The organism is Campylobacter concisus, assembly GCF_003048875.2.
GTDB classification, from domain to species: Bacteria; Campylobacterota; Campylobacteria; order Campylobacterales; family Campylobacteraceae; genus Campylobacter_A; species Campylobacter_A concisus_AU.
Window position 1 is genome coordinate 1,069,920 of the sequence record NZ_CP049264.1, and the last position, 18,041, is coordinate 1,087,960.

The 18,041-nt window shown below is 35.5% G+C and carries 19 protein-coding genes and 1 CRISPR repeat array; of the genes, 8 read left to right on the plus strand and 11 right to left on the minus strand.

Going from position 1 to position 18,041, the window contains the following annotated elements; genetic code table 11:
• Positions 1-361: 361 nt before the first annotated feature.
• From CVT07_RS05345 to cas1, 7 genes are read left to right on the plus strand one after another with little or no spacing between them, the layout of a single operon-like run.
• The gene (locus tag CVT07_RS05345; RefSeq protein ID WP_107935939.1) at positions 362-2,128 is read left to right on the plus strand and encodes a TM1802 family CRISPR-associated protein; all 1,767 of its coding nucleotides are present in this window, start codon (positions 362-364) and stop codon (positions 2,126-2,128) included.
• Positions 2,129-2,138: 10 nt separating this feature from the next.
• Positions 2,139-3,080 carry a type I-B CRISPR-associated protein Cas7/Csh2 gene (gene cas7b, locus CVT07_RS05350; RefSeq protein WP_103595140.1) on the plus strand — a complete coding sequence of 314 codons (942 nt, stop codon included), beginning with the start codon at positions 2,139-2,141 and terminating at the stop codon, positions 3,078-3,080.
• A 1-nt stretch (position 3,081) separates the two neighbouring features.
• The gene (cas5, locus tag CVT07_RS05355) at positions 3,082-3,792 is read left to right on the plus strand and encodes a CRISPR-associated protein Cas5 (protein WP_107935938.1); all 711 of its coding nucleotides are present in this window, start codon (positions 3,082-3,084) and stop codon (positions 3,790-3,792) included.
• Positions 3,770-5,968: a CRISPR-associated helicase/endonuclease Cas3 gene (locus CVT07_RS05360; protein WP_107935936.1), complete on the plus strand. Its 2,199-nt coding sequence runs from the start codon at positions 3,770-3,772 to the stop codon at positions 5,966-5,968. The genes cas5 and CVT07_RS05360 overlap by 23 nt, the downstream gene beginning before the upstream one ends.
• The gene (locus tag CVT07_RS05365) at positions 5,968-6,468 is read left to right on the plus strand and encodes a CRISPR-associated protein Cas4 (protein ID WP_107935934.1); all 501 of its coding nucleotides are present in this window, start codon (positions 5,968-5,970) and stop codon (positions 6,466-6,468) included. Before CVT07_RS05360 ends, CVT07_RS05365 begins: the two co-directional genes overlap by 1 nt.
• An 8-nt stretch (positions 6,469-6,476) precedes the next feature.
• The gene (cas2, locus tag CVT07_RS05370) at positions 6,477-6,755 is read left to right on the plus strand and encodes a CRISPR-associated endonuclease Cas2 (RefSeq protein WP_107935932.1); all 279 of its coding nucleotides are present in this window, start codon (positions 6,477-6,479) and stop codon (positions 6,753-6,755) included.
• A 9-nt stretch (positions 6,756-6,764) separates the two neighbouring features.
• Positions 6,765-7,763 carry a CRISPR-associated endonuclease Cas1 gene (gene cas1 / locus CVT07_RS05375; protein WP_107935930.1) on the plus strand — a complete coding sequence of 333 codons (999 nt, stop codon included), beginning with the start codon at positions 6,765-6,767 and terminating at the stop codon, positions 7,761-7,763.
• A gap of 153 nt (positions 7,764-7,916) precedes the next feature.
• Positions 7,917-10,835: a CRISPR direct-repeat array (repeat unit 30 nt; unit sequence ATTAGAATTTACTCCGTTGGAGTTTGAAAC).
• 183 nt (positions 10,836-11,018) lie between these two features.
• Here the strand turns inward: cas1 and CVT07_RS05380 are convergent.
• Both CVT07_RS05380 and CVT07_RS05385 read right to left on the minus strand, forming a co-directional pair.
• Positions 11,019-11,297: an addiction module antidote protein gene (locus tag CVT07_RS05380; RefSeq protein WP_009293986.1), complete on the minus strand. Its 279-nt coding sequence runs from the start codon at positions 11,295-11,297 to the stop codon at positions 11,019-11,021.
• A complete protein-coding gene (locus CVT07_RS05385) occupies positions 11,294-11,587 on the minus strand; it encodes a type II toxin-antitoxin system RelE/ParE family toxin (RefSeq protein WP_103569483.1) in 294 nt (97 codons plus the stop codon). The genes CVT07_RS05380 and CVT07_RS05385 overlap by 4 nt, the downstream gene beginning before the upstream one ends.
• Before the next feature lie 121 nt (positions 11,588-11,708).
• Here CVT07_RS05385 and CVT07_RS10375 point away from each other — a divergent pair, with 121 nt between their 5' ends.
• Entirely contained in the window at positions 11,709-11,807 is a 99-nt protein-coding gene (locus CVT07_RS10375; protein WP_430748106.1) for a S26 family signal peptidase, read from the plus strand.
• 160 nt (positions 11,808-11,967) lie between these two features.
• Here CVT07_RS10375 and CVT07_RS10380 read toward each other — a convergent pair whose 3' ends face one another.
• The 9 genes from CVT07_RS10380 to waaA all read right to left on the minus strand — a co-directional run bounded on the left by CVT07_RS10380 (position 11,968) and on the right by waaA (position 18,038).
• Positions 11,968-12,489 carry a ComEA family DNA-binding protein gene (locus CVT07_RS10380; RefSeq protein WP_107935928.1) on the minus strand — a complete coding sequence of 174 codons (522 nt, stop codon included), beginning with the start codon at positions 12,487-12,489 and terminating at the stop codon, positions 11,968-11,970.
• 136 nt (positions 12,490-12,625) lie between these two features.
• On the minus strand, positions 12,626-12,982 hold the full coding sequence (rplS, locus tag CVT07_RS05395) for a 50S ribosomal protein L19 (RefSeq protein ID WP_002941851.1): 357 nt from the start codon (positions 12,980-12,982) through the stop codon (positions 12,626-12,628).
• A gap of 8 nt (positions 12,983-12,990) precedes the next feature.
• Positions 12,991-13,683, minus strand: a complete 693-nt coding sequence (gene trmD, locus CVT07_RS05400; RefSeq protein WP_107935926.1) for a tRNA (guanosine(37)-N1)-methyltransferase TrmD — start codon at positions 13,681-13,683, stop codon at positions 12,991-12,993.
• Complete coding sequence (gene rimM, locus CVT07_RS05405; RefSeq protein WP_107935924.1) at positions 13,680-14,210, minus strand: ribosome maturation factor RimM; 531 nt, start codon at positions 14,208-14,210, stop codon at positions 13,680-13,682. The genes trmD and rimM overlap by 4 nt, the downstream gene beginning before the upstream one ends.
• Positions 14,203-14,445, minus strand: coding sequence for a KH domain-containing protein (locus CVT07_RS05410; protein WP_009293991.1), 243 nt, complete (start codon positions 14,443-14,445; stop codon positions 14,203-14,205). The genes rimM and CVT07_RS05410 overlap by 8 nt, the downstream gene beginning before the upstream one ends.
• A complete protein-coding gene (gene rpsP, locus CVT07_RS05415; RefSeq protein WP_009293992.1) occupies positions 14,445-14,672 on the minus strand; it encodes a 30S ribosomal protein S16 in 228 nt (75 codons plus the stop codon). The genes CVT07_RS05410 and rpsP overlap by 1 nt, the downstream gene beginning before the upstream one ends.
• A gap of 71 nt (positions 14,673-14,743) precedes the next feature.
• Positions 14,744-16,084: a signal recognition particle protein gene (gene ffh / locus CVT07_RS05420; protein WP_107935922.1), complete on the minus strand. Its 1,341-nt coding sequence runs from the start codon at positions 16,082-16,084 to the stop codon at positions 14,744-14,746.
• Between the two features lie 62 nt (positions 16,085-16,146).
• The gene (locus tag CVT07_RS05425) at positions 16,147-16,905 is read right to left on the minus strand and encodes an RluA family pseudouridine synthase (RefSeq protein ID WP_107935920.1); all 759 of its coding nucleotides are present in this window, start codon (positions 16,903-16,905) and stop codon (positions 16,147-16,149) included.
• Entirely contained in the window at positions 16,902-18,038 is a 1,137-nt protein-coding gene (waaA, locus tag CVT07_RS05430) for a lipid IV(A) 3-deoxy-D-manno-octulosonic acid transferase (RefSeq protein WP_107935918.1), read from the minus strand. The genes CVT07_RS05425 and waaA overlap by 4 nt, the downstream gene beginning before the upstream one ends.
• Positions 18,039-18,041 lie beyond the last annotated feature (3 nt).

An 18,041-nucleotide genomic window follows, 5' to 3' on the forward strand; every position in this document is an offset into this window, starting at 1 on the left:
TAAAACAATATAACTTGAAATATATTTTATTCTGTATTATAATGATATGCAAATAAAAAAAGATTTGGGAGGGTTATATTTGAAAATTAAAAAGCTTTTTAATCGCACAAGAAAATATATATTGTGCTTTTTGTTTATATTTTTTAGTCCTATCGTAGACATTAAAATTTTTGACATAAATTTAGGATGGATAGAGTTCAGTATTTGCTGTAGCTAATACAAGCATAATAAAAAATACTTGATTTATATTTTTATTTTTTAAACTTGCAAAATAAGCTTAAATTTAGAGATATTTAAGTCGAGCATGCATAAAATTAAAAAATATTTAAAATTTTAAGTTAAATAAAATAAGGAAAATATTTTGGCTGATATAGTTAAAATTCTTGCTGACATAGGTGAGGTATATGAAAAAGAAGAGCTTAAGCTCAAAAATGGAGCTCACAAATATGACAAGATCAAAGTCTATCTTTGCGACATAGTGACCAAGCAGATCGAGCCAAATTTAAACATAAGCAAAGATGACTTAATAATATGTAGATTTGGCGTTGGAGCAAATTCTGGCAATCTTTTCCCAAATTCTCAATTTTTATCCAAAGACGTGAATAAAGACGAAGCTAAATTTATAAGAGGCATTTTGAAATCTATTTCAAATTTGCTCTCCTTTTTTGAGCCAAGCATTGTAGAAAAAGACGCTATTTTATCTATACTATCAAGCATAAACGAAGAGTATTTTGTTGGTATTATAGATGAGATCAAAGGTCTTGATGAGCTAAAAAACGAAAAAGGCAAAAAAGTCGCTACTTTTTTCTCGCTCTCATATGATGGCAAGCCGGTTTCTGCATATTTTAAGCAAATTTTTGAAAATCATATCAGCGTAAAAGAGCAAAAATCATCTTACGGATACGATATCTTAACAAACGAAAAGGGTATCGGCGGCGATGCAAATTTAGCGTTTTGCTCGGTAAATGAGATGCCCACTAATATGCAATTTATCAAATCAAAGCTCCTGCCGTTAAGCGCCTTTAGCGCAAAAAAGGTAGAAAATGGCTTTAAAGCGATAAAAGATAAGCTATCGCATAATTTTTATGGTATGAAAATGGCGATTTTGCCTACTATTTTGAGTAGCTCAGTAAATTTAGAAGAGATTGTAAAAATACTTGAAGAGACTTCAAAGAACGACATAAAAAACATTGAAATCGCCGAGGAAGCCATAAAATTTAGCATAGATTATTATCTCGAGACAACAGCTAAAAAGCAGGAAAATTTACCTGTTTTAAATACGATTTTATTTTACACGCAAAGCAACGCTGCTATCGATTTAAAGCTTGCGATAGACGATGTTTTACCATCTTTTATCTCTCGCATCTCAAATTTAATGAGCCATTTTAACATAAAAGCCTTCTATGAAAAAAATAGCGGCACAGATGAGACGATCTATCTGCAAAATTTATTTGAAAGCAGGCTTGGCGTGATGAGCTTTTTGCTATCAAGAAATAAATTTGATTTAGAGATTATGATAGAAAGATATAGTGATCTGATTTATTATGGTAGTGTCAATAAAAGTTACGCAAAAAAGTTGGAATGGAGCAAATACTTTAACGATTTTTATAAAGAAAGAAAATTTGAAAATATTGCAAAATATCAAAATTTCTTTAATGAGACCAATGTCTTAAACAAAAAATTAGTCTTTCAAAAGGAGTGCGATTTGGAAAATTTAACCGATAAAAAAGAACTGATCAAAGAGCTAATCAAAAATAGCGAGTTTTTACATCAAAACGATGCGCTCATTAGCGCTTATTTACTCGGTATGCTAAGCGCGGCCATGATAAACTGGCAGCTTGGCGTGAACGGCGGCGTATCTTTTAGCAACTGGCTTAACGACTGCGGATCGATAAGCATGGAAAATTTGGAGCGAATTTGGACCAAATGTGATGAAATGATTAGAAAGCTTAAGGCTGCTTCTGGCAAGCCAAATGCTAACATTGAAAACATAAAAGAGTGTTTGATCGAAATTTTACCGCAGATCTTTTCTAACGAGAAAAAGATGGTAAAAACCTCGCATACTACGCTTGCCTTTGCTATTGGCGGAAGCGACTATCGTAAATTTATAAAAGAAAAAACAAAATAAGGAGAATAAAATGCAAAAAAAAGAGATACTTTTTTTATGGGACGGAGAGAACTGGAACCCAAATGGCGACATGCTAAAGGATAACGCTCCTAGGCGAGATGATGAAACTGGCGTAGCTGAGGTGACGGACGTGCGTATAAAAAGGACTATTAGAGATGAGATCATGAAAAAAGATGAGGCGTCGATTTTTATAAAGGAGTATAGGATAGAGGATGCCCTATTAGACGCTAAAACTGCGATCAGACAAAGTATAAATATAAAGCAAAACAAAAGCGAACTGCAGCGAGAAATTTTGTCTAAATTTATCGACATCCGCGCATTTGGTGGCGTGTTGCCTATTTCAGATAAAGATGAGATGAAGCAAGACAAAGAGATAAAAACCGCAGGCGTTCAATTTACTGGACCAGTGCAGTTTAGACTAAGCAAATCCCTAAACAAGGTCGAAGTAGAGCATGTTAAAGGAACTGGCGCTTTTGCTAGCGACTACGATCCAAATGATCCAAAAAAACAAAAAGATCAAGCGACTTTTAGAGAAGAGGAATTTATAAAATACGCTATTTTTGCTACTTACGGCATCATAGATAACTATAACGCAGCAAAAACAGGCTTTAACGAAGCCGATGAGGCTAAAATTTTAAAAGCTTTGTGGCATGGCACTAAAAACCTAACAACTCGCTCGAAAATCGGTCAAACTCCGAGGTTTATGCTAATCATCACATACAAAGACGATACGTTTGCAGGCGATCTAAACAATAGTATAAGCCTAAAAAGCGAAAAAGAAGATAGAGTGATAAGAAGCATAAACGAATACACTATCGACTTTACAAATTTAAAAAATAAACTCGCAAGATACGCCGCAAATATAGAAAAGATAGAGTATATGAGCGATTATGATTTTGAAACGATAAACAAAGAAAATTTTGACAGCAGCTGGAAAAAGATAGAGGCATAAAATGAGCATTGTTGCTTTTAGATTATTTGGCGATTACGCTCATTTTTCACATCCAGCGACGATTTACTCTAGCTTAACCTATCCAGTGCCGCCAAAGACCACTATAATGGGCTTTTTAGGCGCCGTTATAGGTGAAGAAGAGTACTTTAAGCTATCAAACATTCAATATAGCGTAAAAATAGATAGGCAAATTTTAAAAAAGAGCTTTGTCTTTAATGGCATAAAATTTGCCCTCTCAAGCAATATGCACATAGAAGAAGGCTATCAAAACGCAAAAGAGAAAAAGCAGTTTTACAGAGAGCTAATCTGCTCGCCATCTTATGTCGTATTTTTAAATTTAGAAATTTTAGAGCAAAGTTATCAAGATAAAATAATCTCAAATTTAAAAGAGCATAAAACCGCCTTTACGCCCTATCTTGGGATAAATTTTTGCATAGCGGATTTTAGCTGGATAGATATAAAAATATGTGAAAAAATATCACAAGATGAAAGCTTTATAAATACATTTACGCTTATGGATGATTTTGTTTTTGAAGGCATTAATGAAAATGCGAAATTAACTACAGCTAGAATGCCTTGTGGCTGCGAAAATGGACGAATTTTTAAAGATTTTAAAGACTTTGTGATGGAGATAAACGGCAAAGAGCTTATAAAATCTAAAAATCATGAAAATATTTATCAGATAAACGATGAAAGAGTCTATTTTATTTGACGAGTTTTGGTCGCATCCAAATAAACTTTTAGAAAATCATATAAAAAATATGATCTCGCCTGACGACGATGAGCTGGATAAGCAGGTCAAACTCTACCACGACATCGCAAAACTGAAGAATAATTTTCAAATTTACATCAGAGATACTTCAAACGACAAGCTGGATAAAAATCACTCGCTCTTGTCGGCATATTTTTTCTTGCTGAACTCAAAATTTGATGAGATACCAACCCTATTTAGCTTTCTTGCCATCGTTTCGCACCATGGCAATGTGGTAAATTTAATGACGTTAGCCAGAGAAGCTAATAAATTTTTCAAAAATCAAAAAGAGCTAGAGCAGTGGGATGAAGTGACTAATGCTGCTAAAAACATTAAGATCTATTCGGGATTATCTACAAAAAAAGATGAGTTTTTAGATAGAGCTGAAAAGCTTCGTCAATACTTAGTTTTATCGCAATACAGGCACAAATTTACCTATGAGGACTTTATAAATTTCAAAAGCCTATATTCAAATTTGATTTATAGTGATAAATTTGAGGCGATCTTTAGCATGCAAAAACAAGAAAGCAAAGATATACCGATAGATGTTTTAGAGAGTGATATCCAAAATTTGCCGCCAAATGAAAAGCGAGACGCGTTTAGAAAATTTTTTTTAAATAACTTTGACGAAAACTACAAACTTTTTACTTTAACTGCGCCTACAGGCTATGGCAAGACTTTGACGGCATTAAATTTTGCATTGAAATTTAATAAACCTCGCATAATTTATGCGCTTCCTTTTACCTCAATAATCGATCAGACCTACGATATTATCGCGAAAATTTATAAAAATAGCGATATTTCGGTTAGCAAAGCTCACCACAAAACGACGATAGATGAAAAAAATCTAACCAAGGAGGATAGGTATTCTAAGATCAAATTTTTGATGGAGTCTTTTAGCGGCGAGATAAATATAACTACTCTTTATCAGCTGATATTTGCGCTATTTGGCAATAAAAACAAAGACAACGTCAAATTTAATCAGCTAAAAAATAGCGTCGTTATCATCGATGAGGCGCAAGCGATCCCATATAACTTTAGAAAAGATTTTATCCTGCTTTGCGAGATCATTTCGCAGCGGCTTGGCACTATTTTTATATTTATGTCGGCGACAATGCCGGTTATTAAAAGCGAAAATTTTAAAGAAATTTCAAATTTAGACTATTTTTCAAAGCAGGATAGATACGTCATAAAATGGCTTGATACAGACGGCGAAGATGAGCTTTTGGAAAAGATTTGCGAAACCGCAAGCGATAAAAATACTCTAGTCGTTGTAAATACGATCAAAAAAGCGCAAGAGCTTTTTACAAAGCTAAGGGATAAATTTAGCTGCTTTTGCCTAAACGGATATATGTATGATGATCACAAGTGCGCCACTATAGAGGCCGTAAAGTGCGCGATAGATAAAAGCAAAGTTGATCCACTCGCAAGCAAAATTTTACTTATCTCCACGCAGTCCATCGAAGCTGGAGTGGATCTTGACTTTGACATTGGGTTTCGCGAAGTCTCGCCTATTAGCTCTATCATACAAACAGCAGGGCGCGTAAATAGGCATTTTGGAGCAACAAGAGGCGAGCTATACGTCTTTCCTGAAATAAGCAAATTTACAAATTTGATTTATGGCGATCTATATAAAGTAAGCGGGGCTATTTTGAGCGATCTTAAGCAAAAAGAGGTGCGAGAGAGCGAAATTTTAGAAATTTCAAATTTCTATTTTCAAAAGATAAGCAATCAACTGGAAAATTTGCATATAAAAAGCGAGATAGAAAAGCTGGAATTTGAAAATATAAATCAAAAAATCGAGGATATCATGAACGATAACTACAAACAAACCATAATAATTGAGCCTGAAGAAAATTTCATTAAAGATTTTGAAGCTAAAATTTTTGAGATCAAAAATAGTCCGAATGAGAAATTTACCATAAGAGATCTTTTTAAAAACCACATCAGAAAGTTGCCAGAATTTAGCATAAACGTAGCGTTAAAAGATATGAATAAGCTAATGCCAAATTTAAAACAGATAAATGGGCTTAAAGATATGTTTTATCTGCCGTTTGGCTCGTCTTATTTTTATAGTGCCGAGTGCGGCCTTAAAAAAGATACGAATTTGGATATTGAGGACGAGGTATTTGACTAATGTTTTCAAAAGATCAGATCACTGGCACACTTGTGAATTACTACGTTACCTGTAAGCGCGAGGCGTGGCTTTACGCGCATCAGATCCACGCAGATCAAGAGGATGAGAACGTGCTAATGGGCAAGGCGCTAGCAGATATCAAAGAGAGCGATTTGCAGGACTTTGCATTTTCAAATTTGAAATTCGACAAAATTTCCAAGCAGCGCGGACATTATCTTATCACCGAATACAAAAAGAGCCTAAAAAACGAGCTTGCAGGCAAGATGCAACTACTTTTTTACGTCTATCTTTTAAAAACGGGCTTAAATTTAAAAGAGGTAAAAGGCAAGCTAATAAGCGGTAAAAAGGTGATTTTAGTGGAGGATAGTAGCGAAAATTTCGCTCTAGTAGAGAAAATTTTAAGCGAGATAAGCGCGCTTGCAAATTTAGAAAAGCCGCCCAAATTTACGCAGGGCAAATTTTGCCAAAACTGCGCATATCACGACTATTGCACTGCTTAGGAGAGAAGATGTATGTGATACTTTTTTACGACATCGCAGGACGCGAGCAAAAAGAGCGAAATAACGCAAATCGTATCAGAAAAGCAGTCGAGAAATTTCTGCCTCGCGTGCAGTTTTCAGTCTATGAGGGTGAGATCCGTGAGAGCGACTTTAAAAAGCTAAGCAAGACGCTGCAAAAAGAGTGCGCTAGCGAGCTTGACTCCATCGTCATCTATACATTTAACTCGCTAAAATACTCCGAGCGCATCGTCATTGGCATAGATAAAAATAGCCCGGTATTTAGCTAAGGAGCAAATATGCAAAAGAGTGACAGGACGCACTTTATACTTAGTCCAGGTAGGCTTTATAGACAAGATAACAATATCTATTTTGAAAAATTTGACGAGACGGGCGAGCGAGCTTCGTGCAGGATCCTGCCGATAAACGCGATCGATGAAATTTACGTGCTAGCAAAAGTGCAGATCGACACCTACACCATCGCATTTTTGGCGGACAATAACATCCTTTTGCACATCTTTAGTCCGTATCAGAGTTTTCGCGGGAATTTCTACCCAAATACGCCAAATTCCGTAAATAAAAGCGGCTTTGTATTGCTGTGCCAGCTCCGCTCTTTTGACGATCCGATCAAACGTGCATATATCGCGCGCGAGATCACTAGAGCTCACATCATAAATGACGCCGCAAACTGCAAAAGACACGGCGTGAAATTTGACGTGCAGCCTCACATAAAGGCACTAGATGCCGCCACTAGTGTGCCTGCTATCATGGCGGTAGAGGGTGCATTTCAAAAGCTCTACTACGAGAAGTGGAACGAGATCATCGCAGATCAGCGAAGCTTTAAATTTACCGTCCGCTCAAAACGCCCGCCCGCTGATAAGATAAATAGCTTTATAAGCTACGTAAATACGCGCATCTACAACATCTGCCTAAGCGAAATTTACAAGACCGAGCTAGATCCTCGCATCGGCTTTTTGCACGAGCCAAACTACCGCGCGCTAAGCCTACATCTCGATCTTGCGGAGATTTTTAAGCCGATCTTGGGCGATACGCTGATTTTTAACATGCTAAATAAAAAAGAGATCACCGCGAAGGACTTCCAAACGGACGCTGGCAGGATAAAATTTAGCAACGACGCCGTGCAAAAGATCGAGCTAAAGATGATCTCGCGCCTTTGCGAGACGCTCACGGTGGGCGGTAGGGAGCTAACGTGGAGGCAGGTGATCCGCCGCGAAGCAAACAAGCTTAAAAAGTGTATCTGCGAGGACGCGCCTTATGAAGGCTTTAGGTTGGAGTGAAATCGCATTTTAATAAAGCGTTTTTTAAGATTTTAAAAAGCTTGAAATTTAGGGCTTGGCGTATTTACACATGGCTAAATTTTAGTCAAATTTAAGGCGAAAAAATATAGACTTCTTGCACTAGAATGCCTATAAAATAGGCTTTTTGGCGCTATTAGAATTTACTCCGTTGGAGTTTGAAACAAAATATACTTCATAACATACGAAGTAGCATTTTTAATTAGAATTTACTCCGTTGGAGTTTGAAACAATCTTCTTGAATATCGCATAATAAACAAATTCCAATTAGAATTTACTCCGTTGGAGTTTGAAACTAGTGCATTTTTGAGCTGTATAAAACTTCGTTATAAATTAGAATTTACTCCGTTGGAGTTTGAAACTTAGCAAAAATATCAAGAGAATATCTAACACAAAATTAGAATTTACTCCGTTGGAGTTTGAAACAGGTTTGGGAAAACGAGCAAAAGCTGCGTGAAGCTCATTAGAATTTACTCCGTTGGAGTTTGAAACTTAAATTCCTAAATTTAGAAAACCTATAAAATTAATTAGAATTTACTCCGTTGGAGTTTGAAACAAAACAACTTTTTGCTCTACTTCATCAGTAAAGCCAATTAGAATTTACTCCGTTGGAGTTTGAAACAGTGCAATTCATACTCATCATTTATTAAATGAACTGATTAGAATTTACTCCGTTGGAGTTTGAAACACATACCACGCCGAAAGCTCGTCGAAATCCTGCGTTATTAGAATTTACTCCGTTGGAGTTTGAAACAAATAAGACGGCTTAAGCTCGATACCTATGCCTCTATTAGAATTTACTCCGTTGGAGTTTGAAACCTTGTGGTGTAGTTTCAGGTGGTGAGCATTTTCTCGATTAGAATTTACTCCGTTGGAGTTTGAAACAAGCGAATTTCTAACTATTCCGATCAATATAAAAAAATTAGAATTTACTCCGTTGGAGTTTGAAACATAATAACCATTTTTGAAAATGTGATCGCACGAAGAATTAGAATTTACTCCGTTGGAGTTTGAAACCCGCCCGCAACAGAGTAGAGATGTTTAGGGGCTTGATTAGAATTTACTCCGTTGGAGTTTGAAACTAAGAAATTTCATAAGAAATCCTTAAAAAACCTTTATTAGAATTTACTCCGTTGGAGTTTGAAACTTTATTTGAAACACCATTTAACATAGCCCCGAAAAAATTAGAATTTACTCCGTTGGAGTTTGAAACAAGATTAAAGCGCGCTAATCAATAACTAAATAAAATTAGAATTTACTCCGTTGGAGTTTGAAACTTTTGCAAATAGAGGGCTATTTTTGATATGCTCACATTAGAATTTACTCCGTTGGAGTTTGAAACTCTTTAAATTCTTTCATTTTCTACCCCTTCGAAAGAATTAGAATTTACTCCGTTGGAGTTTGAAACTCGAGCTTTGCCTCGCTCACGTTGAGAGCAACAATGTGATTAGAATTTACTCCGTTGGAGTTTGAAACTTTATTGCGAGGGCTGTCGCAAATCCCTCGGCAATGATTAGAATTTACTCCGTTGGAGTTTGAAACTGACAAAGTAAAACAAGGTGCAATAATCGCTAAATTAGAATTTACTCCGTTGGAGTTTGAAACATTACTATCAAGGCTTGGGCGGTGATGTAAATGCCATTAGAATTTACTCCGTTGGAGTTTGAAACCACACTATCACGAAAGGCACGATTTAAATGCCCCTGATTAGAATTTACTCCGTTGGAGTTTGAAACTCTCAAAAGTCAAAGAGGGGTAGATAGATGAATAAATTAAAATTTACTCCGTTGGAGTTTGAAACTCTATCTTAGCGATAGCGTCTTTAACTTGATCAAAAATTAGAATTTACTCCGTTGGAGTTTGAAACTGGCTCTAGCGTCAGTGGTTCTTTTGGTGGCTTGATTAGAATTTACTCCGTTGGAGTTTGAAACGATGTAAAATCTGCAAGCGTAACGAAGCAGACGCTATTAGAATTTACTCCGTTGGAGTTTGAAACCAAGGCTTACTTAAGCCACTCAACCATGGCGATTTATTAGAATTTACTCCGTTGGAGTTTGAAACAACGTGCAATGCTAGCGGCGTTTTTAACCAACCCTATCATTAGAATTTACTCCGTTGGAGTTTGAAACGACGCAACCGAGCAAGAAAATAATAAAAGCACACTACATTAGAATTTACTCCGTTGGAGTTTGAAACTGGATTAGCCCAGTTCCGCTTGATTTGTCCTCTATGATTAGAATTTACTCCGTTGGAGTTTGAAACGCTGACGGAAAAGAAAATAAGGACAACAGCACCGCATTAGAATTTACTCCGTTGGAGTTTGAAACATCACTGACGCCCTGCGGTTGTCGCTTCATTTTTTTATTAGAATTTACTCCGTTGGAGTTTGAAACCATAAAGTCAAAACTCTCAAATCTACTAGTTCTTATTAGAATTTACTCCGTTGGAGTTTGAAACTCGAAGTCTCTAAGCCTATGATAGCCTCCAGTGCCATTATTAGAATTTACTCCGTTGGAGTTTGAAACTCTGTGCTAATAATTGTAAAGCTAAGCTGTCGTAAATTAGAATTTACTCCGTTGGAGTTTGAAACTAAAATCGGATTTGATGTTGATAGTGGCAAGATAAAATTAGAATTTACTCCGTTGGAGTTTGAAACCGAGCACCCACAGGATATACAAAACCGCAAGGATTTTGATTAGAATTTACTCCGTTGGAGTTTGAAACATTCAGTATGAACTAAATACTCTCTATTTGTCTGACGTATTAGAATTTACTCCGTTGGAGTTTGAAACTCATCAAAGAATAAATTTGAACTTGTTGGCTGTTGAATTAGAATTTACTCCGTTGGAGTTTGAAACAGCTTTGAAGTAAGCCTAACATTTTATAAGCTCGAATTAGAATTTACTCCGTTGGAGTTTGAAACAGTATCTTTTTCAGTAGAGCAAGACAGCAAAATAGATTAGAATTTACTCCGTTGGAGTTTGAAACTCACTTCAACGCGTGAAGCCGTAGTTAGCGTAAAATATTAGAATTTACTCCGTTGGAGTTTGAAACACACGACATAAAGTGACAAATTTAAAAGCCAAAGATTTTCAAAGAAGAGATTTAAATAATATAGTTGCTATCTTGCAAAGATCTATCAAAGGAACGATAATATTGTTTTATATAGATACTTCAAAAAGCCAAAACCCCAGCCAATACAGCCAAGAAAGAAGCTAGAAATAATAATGAAATAGACTAAGCATAAACAAGCTTAATATCAAGAGCATTAACAACCTTAAATATACTTTCAAATCTAGGCTTTGAATTTTCTTTAAACATCTTATAAAAGCTTTCTCTATTTAAATTTGCTTTCTTTGCAACGTTTTCAATGCCTTTTGACTTTGCTATATAAAATAATGCTCTTTTAAATTCTTCAATATCGCCATCGGCTAAGACTTGATTTAAATATTCTTTTCTTAATTCATCAGTTGTTAAATAGTCTTCTAAATTAAATTTTGTAAATTCTTCTTTCATCTATAATCCTTTAATATCTCTTTTGCTTTTTTAATATCATCGCTTTGGCTATCTTTATCGCCAGCATTTAACAATATAATTATTTCATCGCCATCAAAGGTAAAAAATATCCTTAACCCACCACGATTGAAAAACCTAAGTTCGTATAAATCTGTATCAATAAATTTATAATCCCCTAAATGATCTTTTGTTTCTATCTGCTCCAATCTTCTCAATATAGAAACCTTGACAATAGGATTATTTAACTTATGTAACCACTTATCAAATGTCGAACTTTTTAATACTTTCATAGGGCAAATTTTAACAAATGTAGCTTAATGGCTACTTATAAGAAAAAGCCTACAACACTCACAACCCGAAGGTCGGCGGTTCATTAGAATTTACTCCGTTGGGGTTTGAAACTCGCCGAGTATGGTTGACGACAACCGCATTCACTCTTTTGATAGTCGTTTTTTCGGGGCAGTTTCATATAAATTTTTAGTTGGCAAAGTTAGATGGCAGCTATTTTGACACAATTTAGAAAAACACCTTGAAAAAAGATAAAATAAAGCAAATTATCGGATCAATGAAATTGAAGAAGGTTGTGATAATTTTTGTCAATTATAATTAAAACAAAAAATATATGAATTTATAAAACCCACTTGTAAAGACAAGTAGGCTTTAAAATGTTTTATTTCTCTAGTTTTTCTTTAAGTTTTTCTTTTTTAGATTTAGCTTTTGAAGCAGCTTTTTCTTTCTTTTCTTTTACTTTGTCAACAACTTTGTCTTTTTCATCTTTTGCTTTTTCACCCATACTAGTTTCATCTTCTTTGCTAGAAGTTAGCTCTTCTTTAGTTTTAGAAGCTTTCTTTTTTAATTTATCTTTTTTATCAGAGATTTTATCTTTCATCTCGTCTTTTGCCTCATCCATTTTCTTCTTACCAGCTTTTGCTTTTTCGCTTACTTCGCTCTTGCCAGTAGTAGAAATTTCACCTTTTAGGTTATCAAAAGTTTTATCGCCGATGCCATTTACATTTTTGAGATCGTCGATTGAGTTAAATTTATTTGCTTTTCTATACTCAATGATAGCATCTGCTTTTGCACTGCCGATACCATCAAGACTCATAAGTTCCTCTTTTGTAGCTGTGTTTAGATTGATTGCTGCCATAGCCAAAGACGCAATAGTTGCAAGTGAAATCAAAATTTTTTTCATTTTTATTCCTTAAAAGTAAATTTGAGATAAAATTCTAGCAAAGAGTGATTAATGAAGTATAAATATGAAGTAACATAAAAATGATTTTAAATATTGTTTATAGGAGAAAATCCCTGAAAATTTCAGGGAAAAAGTTTTATTTTCTAAGTTCGCGGATCTTAGCTGCCTTACCGCGTAATTCGCGTAAATAGAATAGCTTAGCTCTTCTAACACGACCTTTTCTAAGAACCTTTATCTCTTCGATAGAATCGCTAAATATTGGAAAAATTCTCTCAACACCAACACTGTTAGCACCGATTTTTCTGATGATAAATGTTTCACCAGTGCCGCTACCACGTCTAGCTATACAAATGCCTTCAAAATTTTGAATTCTCGTTTTGTCTCCCTCGTGAATACGAGTAGCCACACGCAATGTATCTCCTGCACGGAAGTCAGGGATATTTTTACCAGCAATTTGAGCATTTTCAAACGCTTCAATGTATTTATTTCTCATGTTTTTCCTTATTTATGTGGCTTTAGCTTTTGATATAAATCAGGGCGAAAGTACCTTGTTTTGCAGTGAGCCATCTTGTTTTTTAAATTGTGGATTTTAGCATGATTACCCTTTAAAAACTCTGAAACCACAAAGAGAGATTTAAAATTATCAGGTTTTGTAAAAGATGGGGCTTCAAGTAAATTACCTTCAAAACTCTCCACTTCAAGGCTCATGTCGTTTCCCAAAACCCCAGGCACATTTCTTGATATCGCGTCGCTCATGCAAAGTGCAGGCAGCTCTCCGCCAGTTAAAATAAAATCACCTATACAAAAAACTTCGTCCGCCCAAAGCTCAACAACTCGCTCATCAAGACCTTCATATCTACTGCAGACAAAACAAATATGATCTTTTTTAGAGAGCCTTTTTGCGTCATTTTGACTAAATTTTTTACCAGCTGGCGTCAAAAAAATAACATGGGCATTTTTGTCTTTTTCTTTTACAAATTTGATCGACTCATCCAAAGGCTGCGGAAACATCAAAAGCCCTGCTCCACCTCCTATCATATAGTCATCAACTTTATTATGTTTATCGTTGGTAAAATTTCTTGGATTTATGAAATCAATTTCAATAAATTTATTACTAATCGCACGTTTTAAAATAGAATCACAAAAGTAAGGTTTAACTAAATTTTCAAAAAGTGTAATAAACGTAAATTTCATGAATTTTCTAAGATATCTTTAGCGCCTTTTACCAAAATCTCTTCACTATCCAAATTTACGTTTTCAATAAAGCGCTCCAAATATGGAATGTAAAAATTCTTTGGTTTGCCACCTGCGATAAGCTCATCATCTGTTTTTATATATAAAAGTGAATTTGCAAAATTATCTTGGATATCTTCTACAATACCTAAAATTTCGCCATTTTCTACAACTTTTAAACCAATGATATCAAACTGAAAAAATTCATCTTTTTTTAGTTTGCAGTTTTTTCTGGTGAGCTCTTTTGTGGTATAAATAGTTTTGTTTACAAGTGTTTTAGCAAGATCTAAATCATCAAAATTTTCAAACAAAACCAGCTCTTTTTGTCTGTTATAGTCTTTTATTGTGAGCTGAACACTGTTTTTATCAAAAAAGGTTACACCTTTTTTAAATTGCTCTGGGAAGTCGCTCTTGTTGTGAAGCTTTAAATAGCCCTTTAAACCAACACATCTCCCGATAGTAGCGACTTCAACAATATCACTATTCAATAGCTTTTACCGTTACTCTATAACTTGTATTGTCTTTTGCTTTACAGCCAATAATAACGGTCTTTATAGCATTTATCATTTTGCCGTCTTTACCGATAAGCTTTCCAGTATCAACCTTATCAGCACTTATAATGATCTCGACAAAATTTTCACCAAGCTCTTGACGCTCAATAGTCACCTTTTCAGGAAAATCAGCTATCAGCTTGGCATATTCGTATAAAAAATTTTCAACCATTATTTTGTAATTTGCGCAACTCTGTCGCTAAGTTTAGCACCGACGCTTTTCCAGTAGTCCAATCTCTCTTTGTTGAAATTTATAACATTTGGCTCAACCATAGGGTTGTAATAACCAATGCTCTCTATCCAACCGCTATCGCGTCTTTTTCTGCTATCTGTAACAACTATACGATAAAAAGGTCTTTTTTTACGTCCCATTCTTGTTAGTCTTACTACTGTTGCCATATTATATTCTCCTCTTGTTTTTAAATAAAGCTTAAATTTAGATAACAAATATCCAAATTTAAACCCTTTTATCAAACAGGTCTTTTTAAATTTGCTTGTGAAAGCATATTTGCAAGTCCTTTTGCTCCGCCCTTTCCTGAAAATTTCTTAGCAAGCTTTGAGGCATTTTCAAACTGCTTCAAAAAGCGATTTACCTCCACTTGAGATAATCCAGAACCAGCTGCCAAACGCCTTTTTCTACTATTGTTTAAAAGGTCTGGATTTTCACGCTCTTTTTGCGTCATAGAGTTTATCATAGCCTTAATATGCAAAATTTCTTTTGAATTATCAAGATCTATATCTTTTATCTGATTTGCAATATTTGAAAGTCCAGGTATCATACCCATCAAAGACTTCATACTACCAAGCTTTTTAACGCTTTCCATTTGATCCAAAAAGTCATTAAAGTTAAACTGACCTTTTTTTATCTTTTGATTTAGACGCTTCGCCTCTTTTTCATCGATAATAGTCGATGTTTTCTCAACCAAAGTGGCTAGGTCGCCCTCACCCATTATACGGCTTACGATACGATCTGGTATAAAGCTCTCGATATCAGCTACTTTCTCTCCAGTACCAACAAATCTAAGTGGGATATTTAGCTGTTTTGCGATGCTAATAGCTACGCCACCTTTTGAGTCAGAGTCGAATTTAGAAAGGATAACTCCAGAAATTCCTAAAATTTCATTAAAACTTGTAGCTGTCTTTACGGCGTCTTGACCACTCATAGCGTCAGCTACGTAGAAAATTTCATGTGGATTTATCGCATTTTTTACATCTTTTATCTCTTGCATCAACTTTTCATCGATCGCGAGACGACCAGCAGTATCCACTAAAAGCACATCATAAAGACCGCTTTTTGCTTTTTCTAGTGCTTCTTTTGCTACTTTTATAGGGTTGTTTTCATTTTCTATATAAAAAAGATCTATCTCATTTGCAACGCAGAGCTGTCTTAGCTGCTCAACCGCTGCTAATCTTTGCAAGTCGCAGGCCACAACTAAAACTTTTTTCTTTCTTAGCTTTAGATAGTTTGCAAGCTTGATAGTTGTCGTTGTTTTACCACTACCTTGCAAGCCAGCCATCAAAACAATGGTTGGCGCAACTGGCGCATAGACAAAGCCTTGATTGCCAGGAGCTGTTAAGATAGTAGTTAAATTTGACTTGATCGCATCTAGAAAATTCTTTTGGCCAACGCCAGTTTGCTTTAGTTCGCTTTCGATAGACGCGAGTAGATCTTTGGTGACTTTGTGGTGAACATCAGCTTTTAAAAGAGCTTTTTTGAGCACGTCAAGTGCGTTTTTTAGAGCTTTTTCGTCATCTACAAAACGTATCTTACTAACGGCTAATCTAAAAGACTCGCTAATTTGTTCGAACACTAATCACCTTTCTAAGTTGTTATTAAAGGGCGTATATTACTAAATAATTTCTTTATTGCTCTTTAAATTTCAAATTTATTAGATAGCTCAAATCCAAGAGAGTTAAATTCTCTTGGGATCGGCGCTTTAAATTTATAGTCTAAAAGAGCGATAGAATAGGCATGTAAAAACATTCTATTTGCCCTATTTTTGCCGTATTTCTCATCGCCAACGATAGGTAAATTTAAACTAGCCAAATGCACTCTTATCTGGTGCGTTCTGCCTGTTTTTATGACAACTTTTACCAGTGTTTTTTTACCTGCAACCATGAGTGGTGAAATTTCACTGATCGCCTCTTTGCCATCTTTTGAGATCTTTGAGAAGGCGCCATTTTTATTTTTTATAGTTAAGATCGGCTCATTTACGACCACTTCCTCGCTCATGATGCCCCTAACTGCGGCCACGTAAATTTTCTCAACCTTCATCTTTTTAAACTCATTTATGGCAAGGCTTGCAAATTCATCATTTTTTACAAGAAGTAGCACGCCGCTTGTGTCTTTATCGAGCCTGTGAAGGAGTGGAAATTTATAAATTTGACTGATTTTTTCGCTAGTAACGGCAGCAGGCTTATTAATGGCTATTAAATTTTCATCTTCAAAGATAACACTTGGCTTTGGCATCTCTTCGACGCTAAATTTAGTATTTTCGCTCATTAGCGCACGGGCGATCATCACCTTTTGCCCCTTTGCGTAAACCAGTCCGCTGTCGATTAGCTCCTTTGCCTCGTTGTTTGAGATATTTTTTTGTTTGGCTAAAATTTTATACGCTTTTTCTTCACTCATAAAGTGCTCCTTATATCTTCTATGATCACATCAGCGCTGGCCTGCACGGCGATCTTGCTCTTTTTGGCGTTACCATCTATTATGCCGCCAATCTCACTGGCCTTTGCGATATAGATGTTTTCAACTAGGCCAAATAACGCCTTTTGGTTAAATATAAACTCGCCGCTAATTATCACTGGGTTAAATTGTGCGCACTCGATTGGATTATGCCCGCCGATATTTGGCATAAAACTGCCTCCAAGCACGACTATATCGCTAATAGCATAGACATTTACAAGCTCGCCTAAAGTATCAAGCAAATTTACTTTAGCTTCAAATTTATGACTTTGGCTAAATTTAGCAAAGCTAAAGTCATGCTTTTTAGCATACTCGCCTGCAATCTTTTCAACCTCTGCAAATCTCTCAGGGTGGCGTGGTGCGATGATCAAAAGATCGTTTTCTTTTAAATTTAAATTATCTAAAATCATCTCTTCTTCGCCAGTATGCGTGCTTGCTAGCACGATCACTCTAGCTTTTGGCTTTTCATAAATTTTACTCACACTTGGTAAAAACGCAGCTTTTATGTTGCCAACAACCTCTATTTCACCTGCTCCAAGCGACTTTAGCCGCTCTTTATCAAGCTCACTTTGGGCGTAAATTTTATCTATAAATTTAAAAAGATATCTGTAAAAAAAGCCAAATTTTAAGTAGCTTTTATAGCTTCTATCTGAAATTCTAGCGTTTATGAGGATCACGCGGCTGCCCTTTAGCTTTACCATGAAAACTAGCATAAGCCAAAGCTCAGCCTCAAAAATGACTAAAATTTTGCTCTTTTTTAGCCAAAATGGCAAGAAAATTTCAAATGGCAAAAACCTTGTGTTAGAGCAAATTTTACTCGCCGCTTCAAAGCCCGTATTTGTCACGACGCTTATGGCTTTGCTATCAAATTTTTGCATCAAAGGCTTAAGCGCTTGCACCTCGCCAAATGAGCAAGCGTGAAAATGCACATCTGCGTCTTGAAATTTTGGATTATTAAAGAGAAAAAAACGTGCTGGGATCGATCTATGATATTTTTTTTTGAAACTTAATAAAAGTAGAAAAATAGCCCCAAAAAAGTAGAGTATTGAGGCTAAAAAATAATATATTATTATCACGAA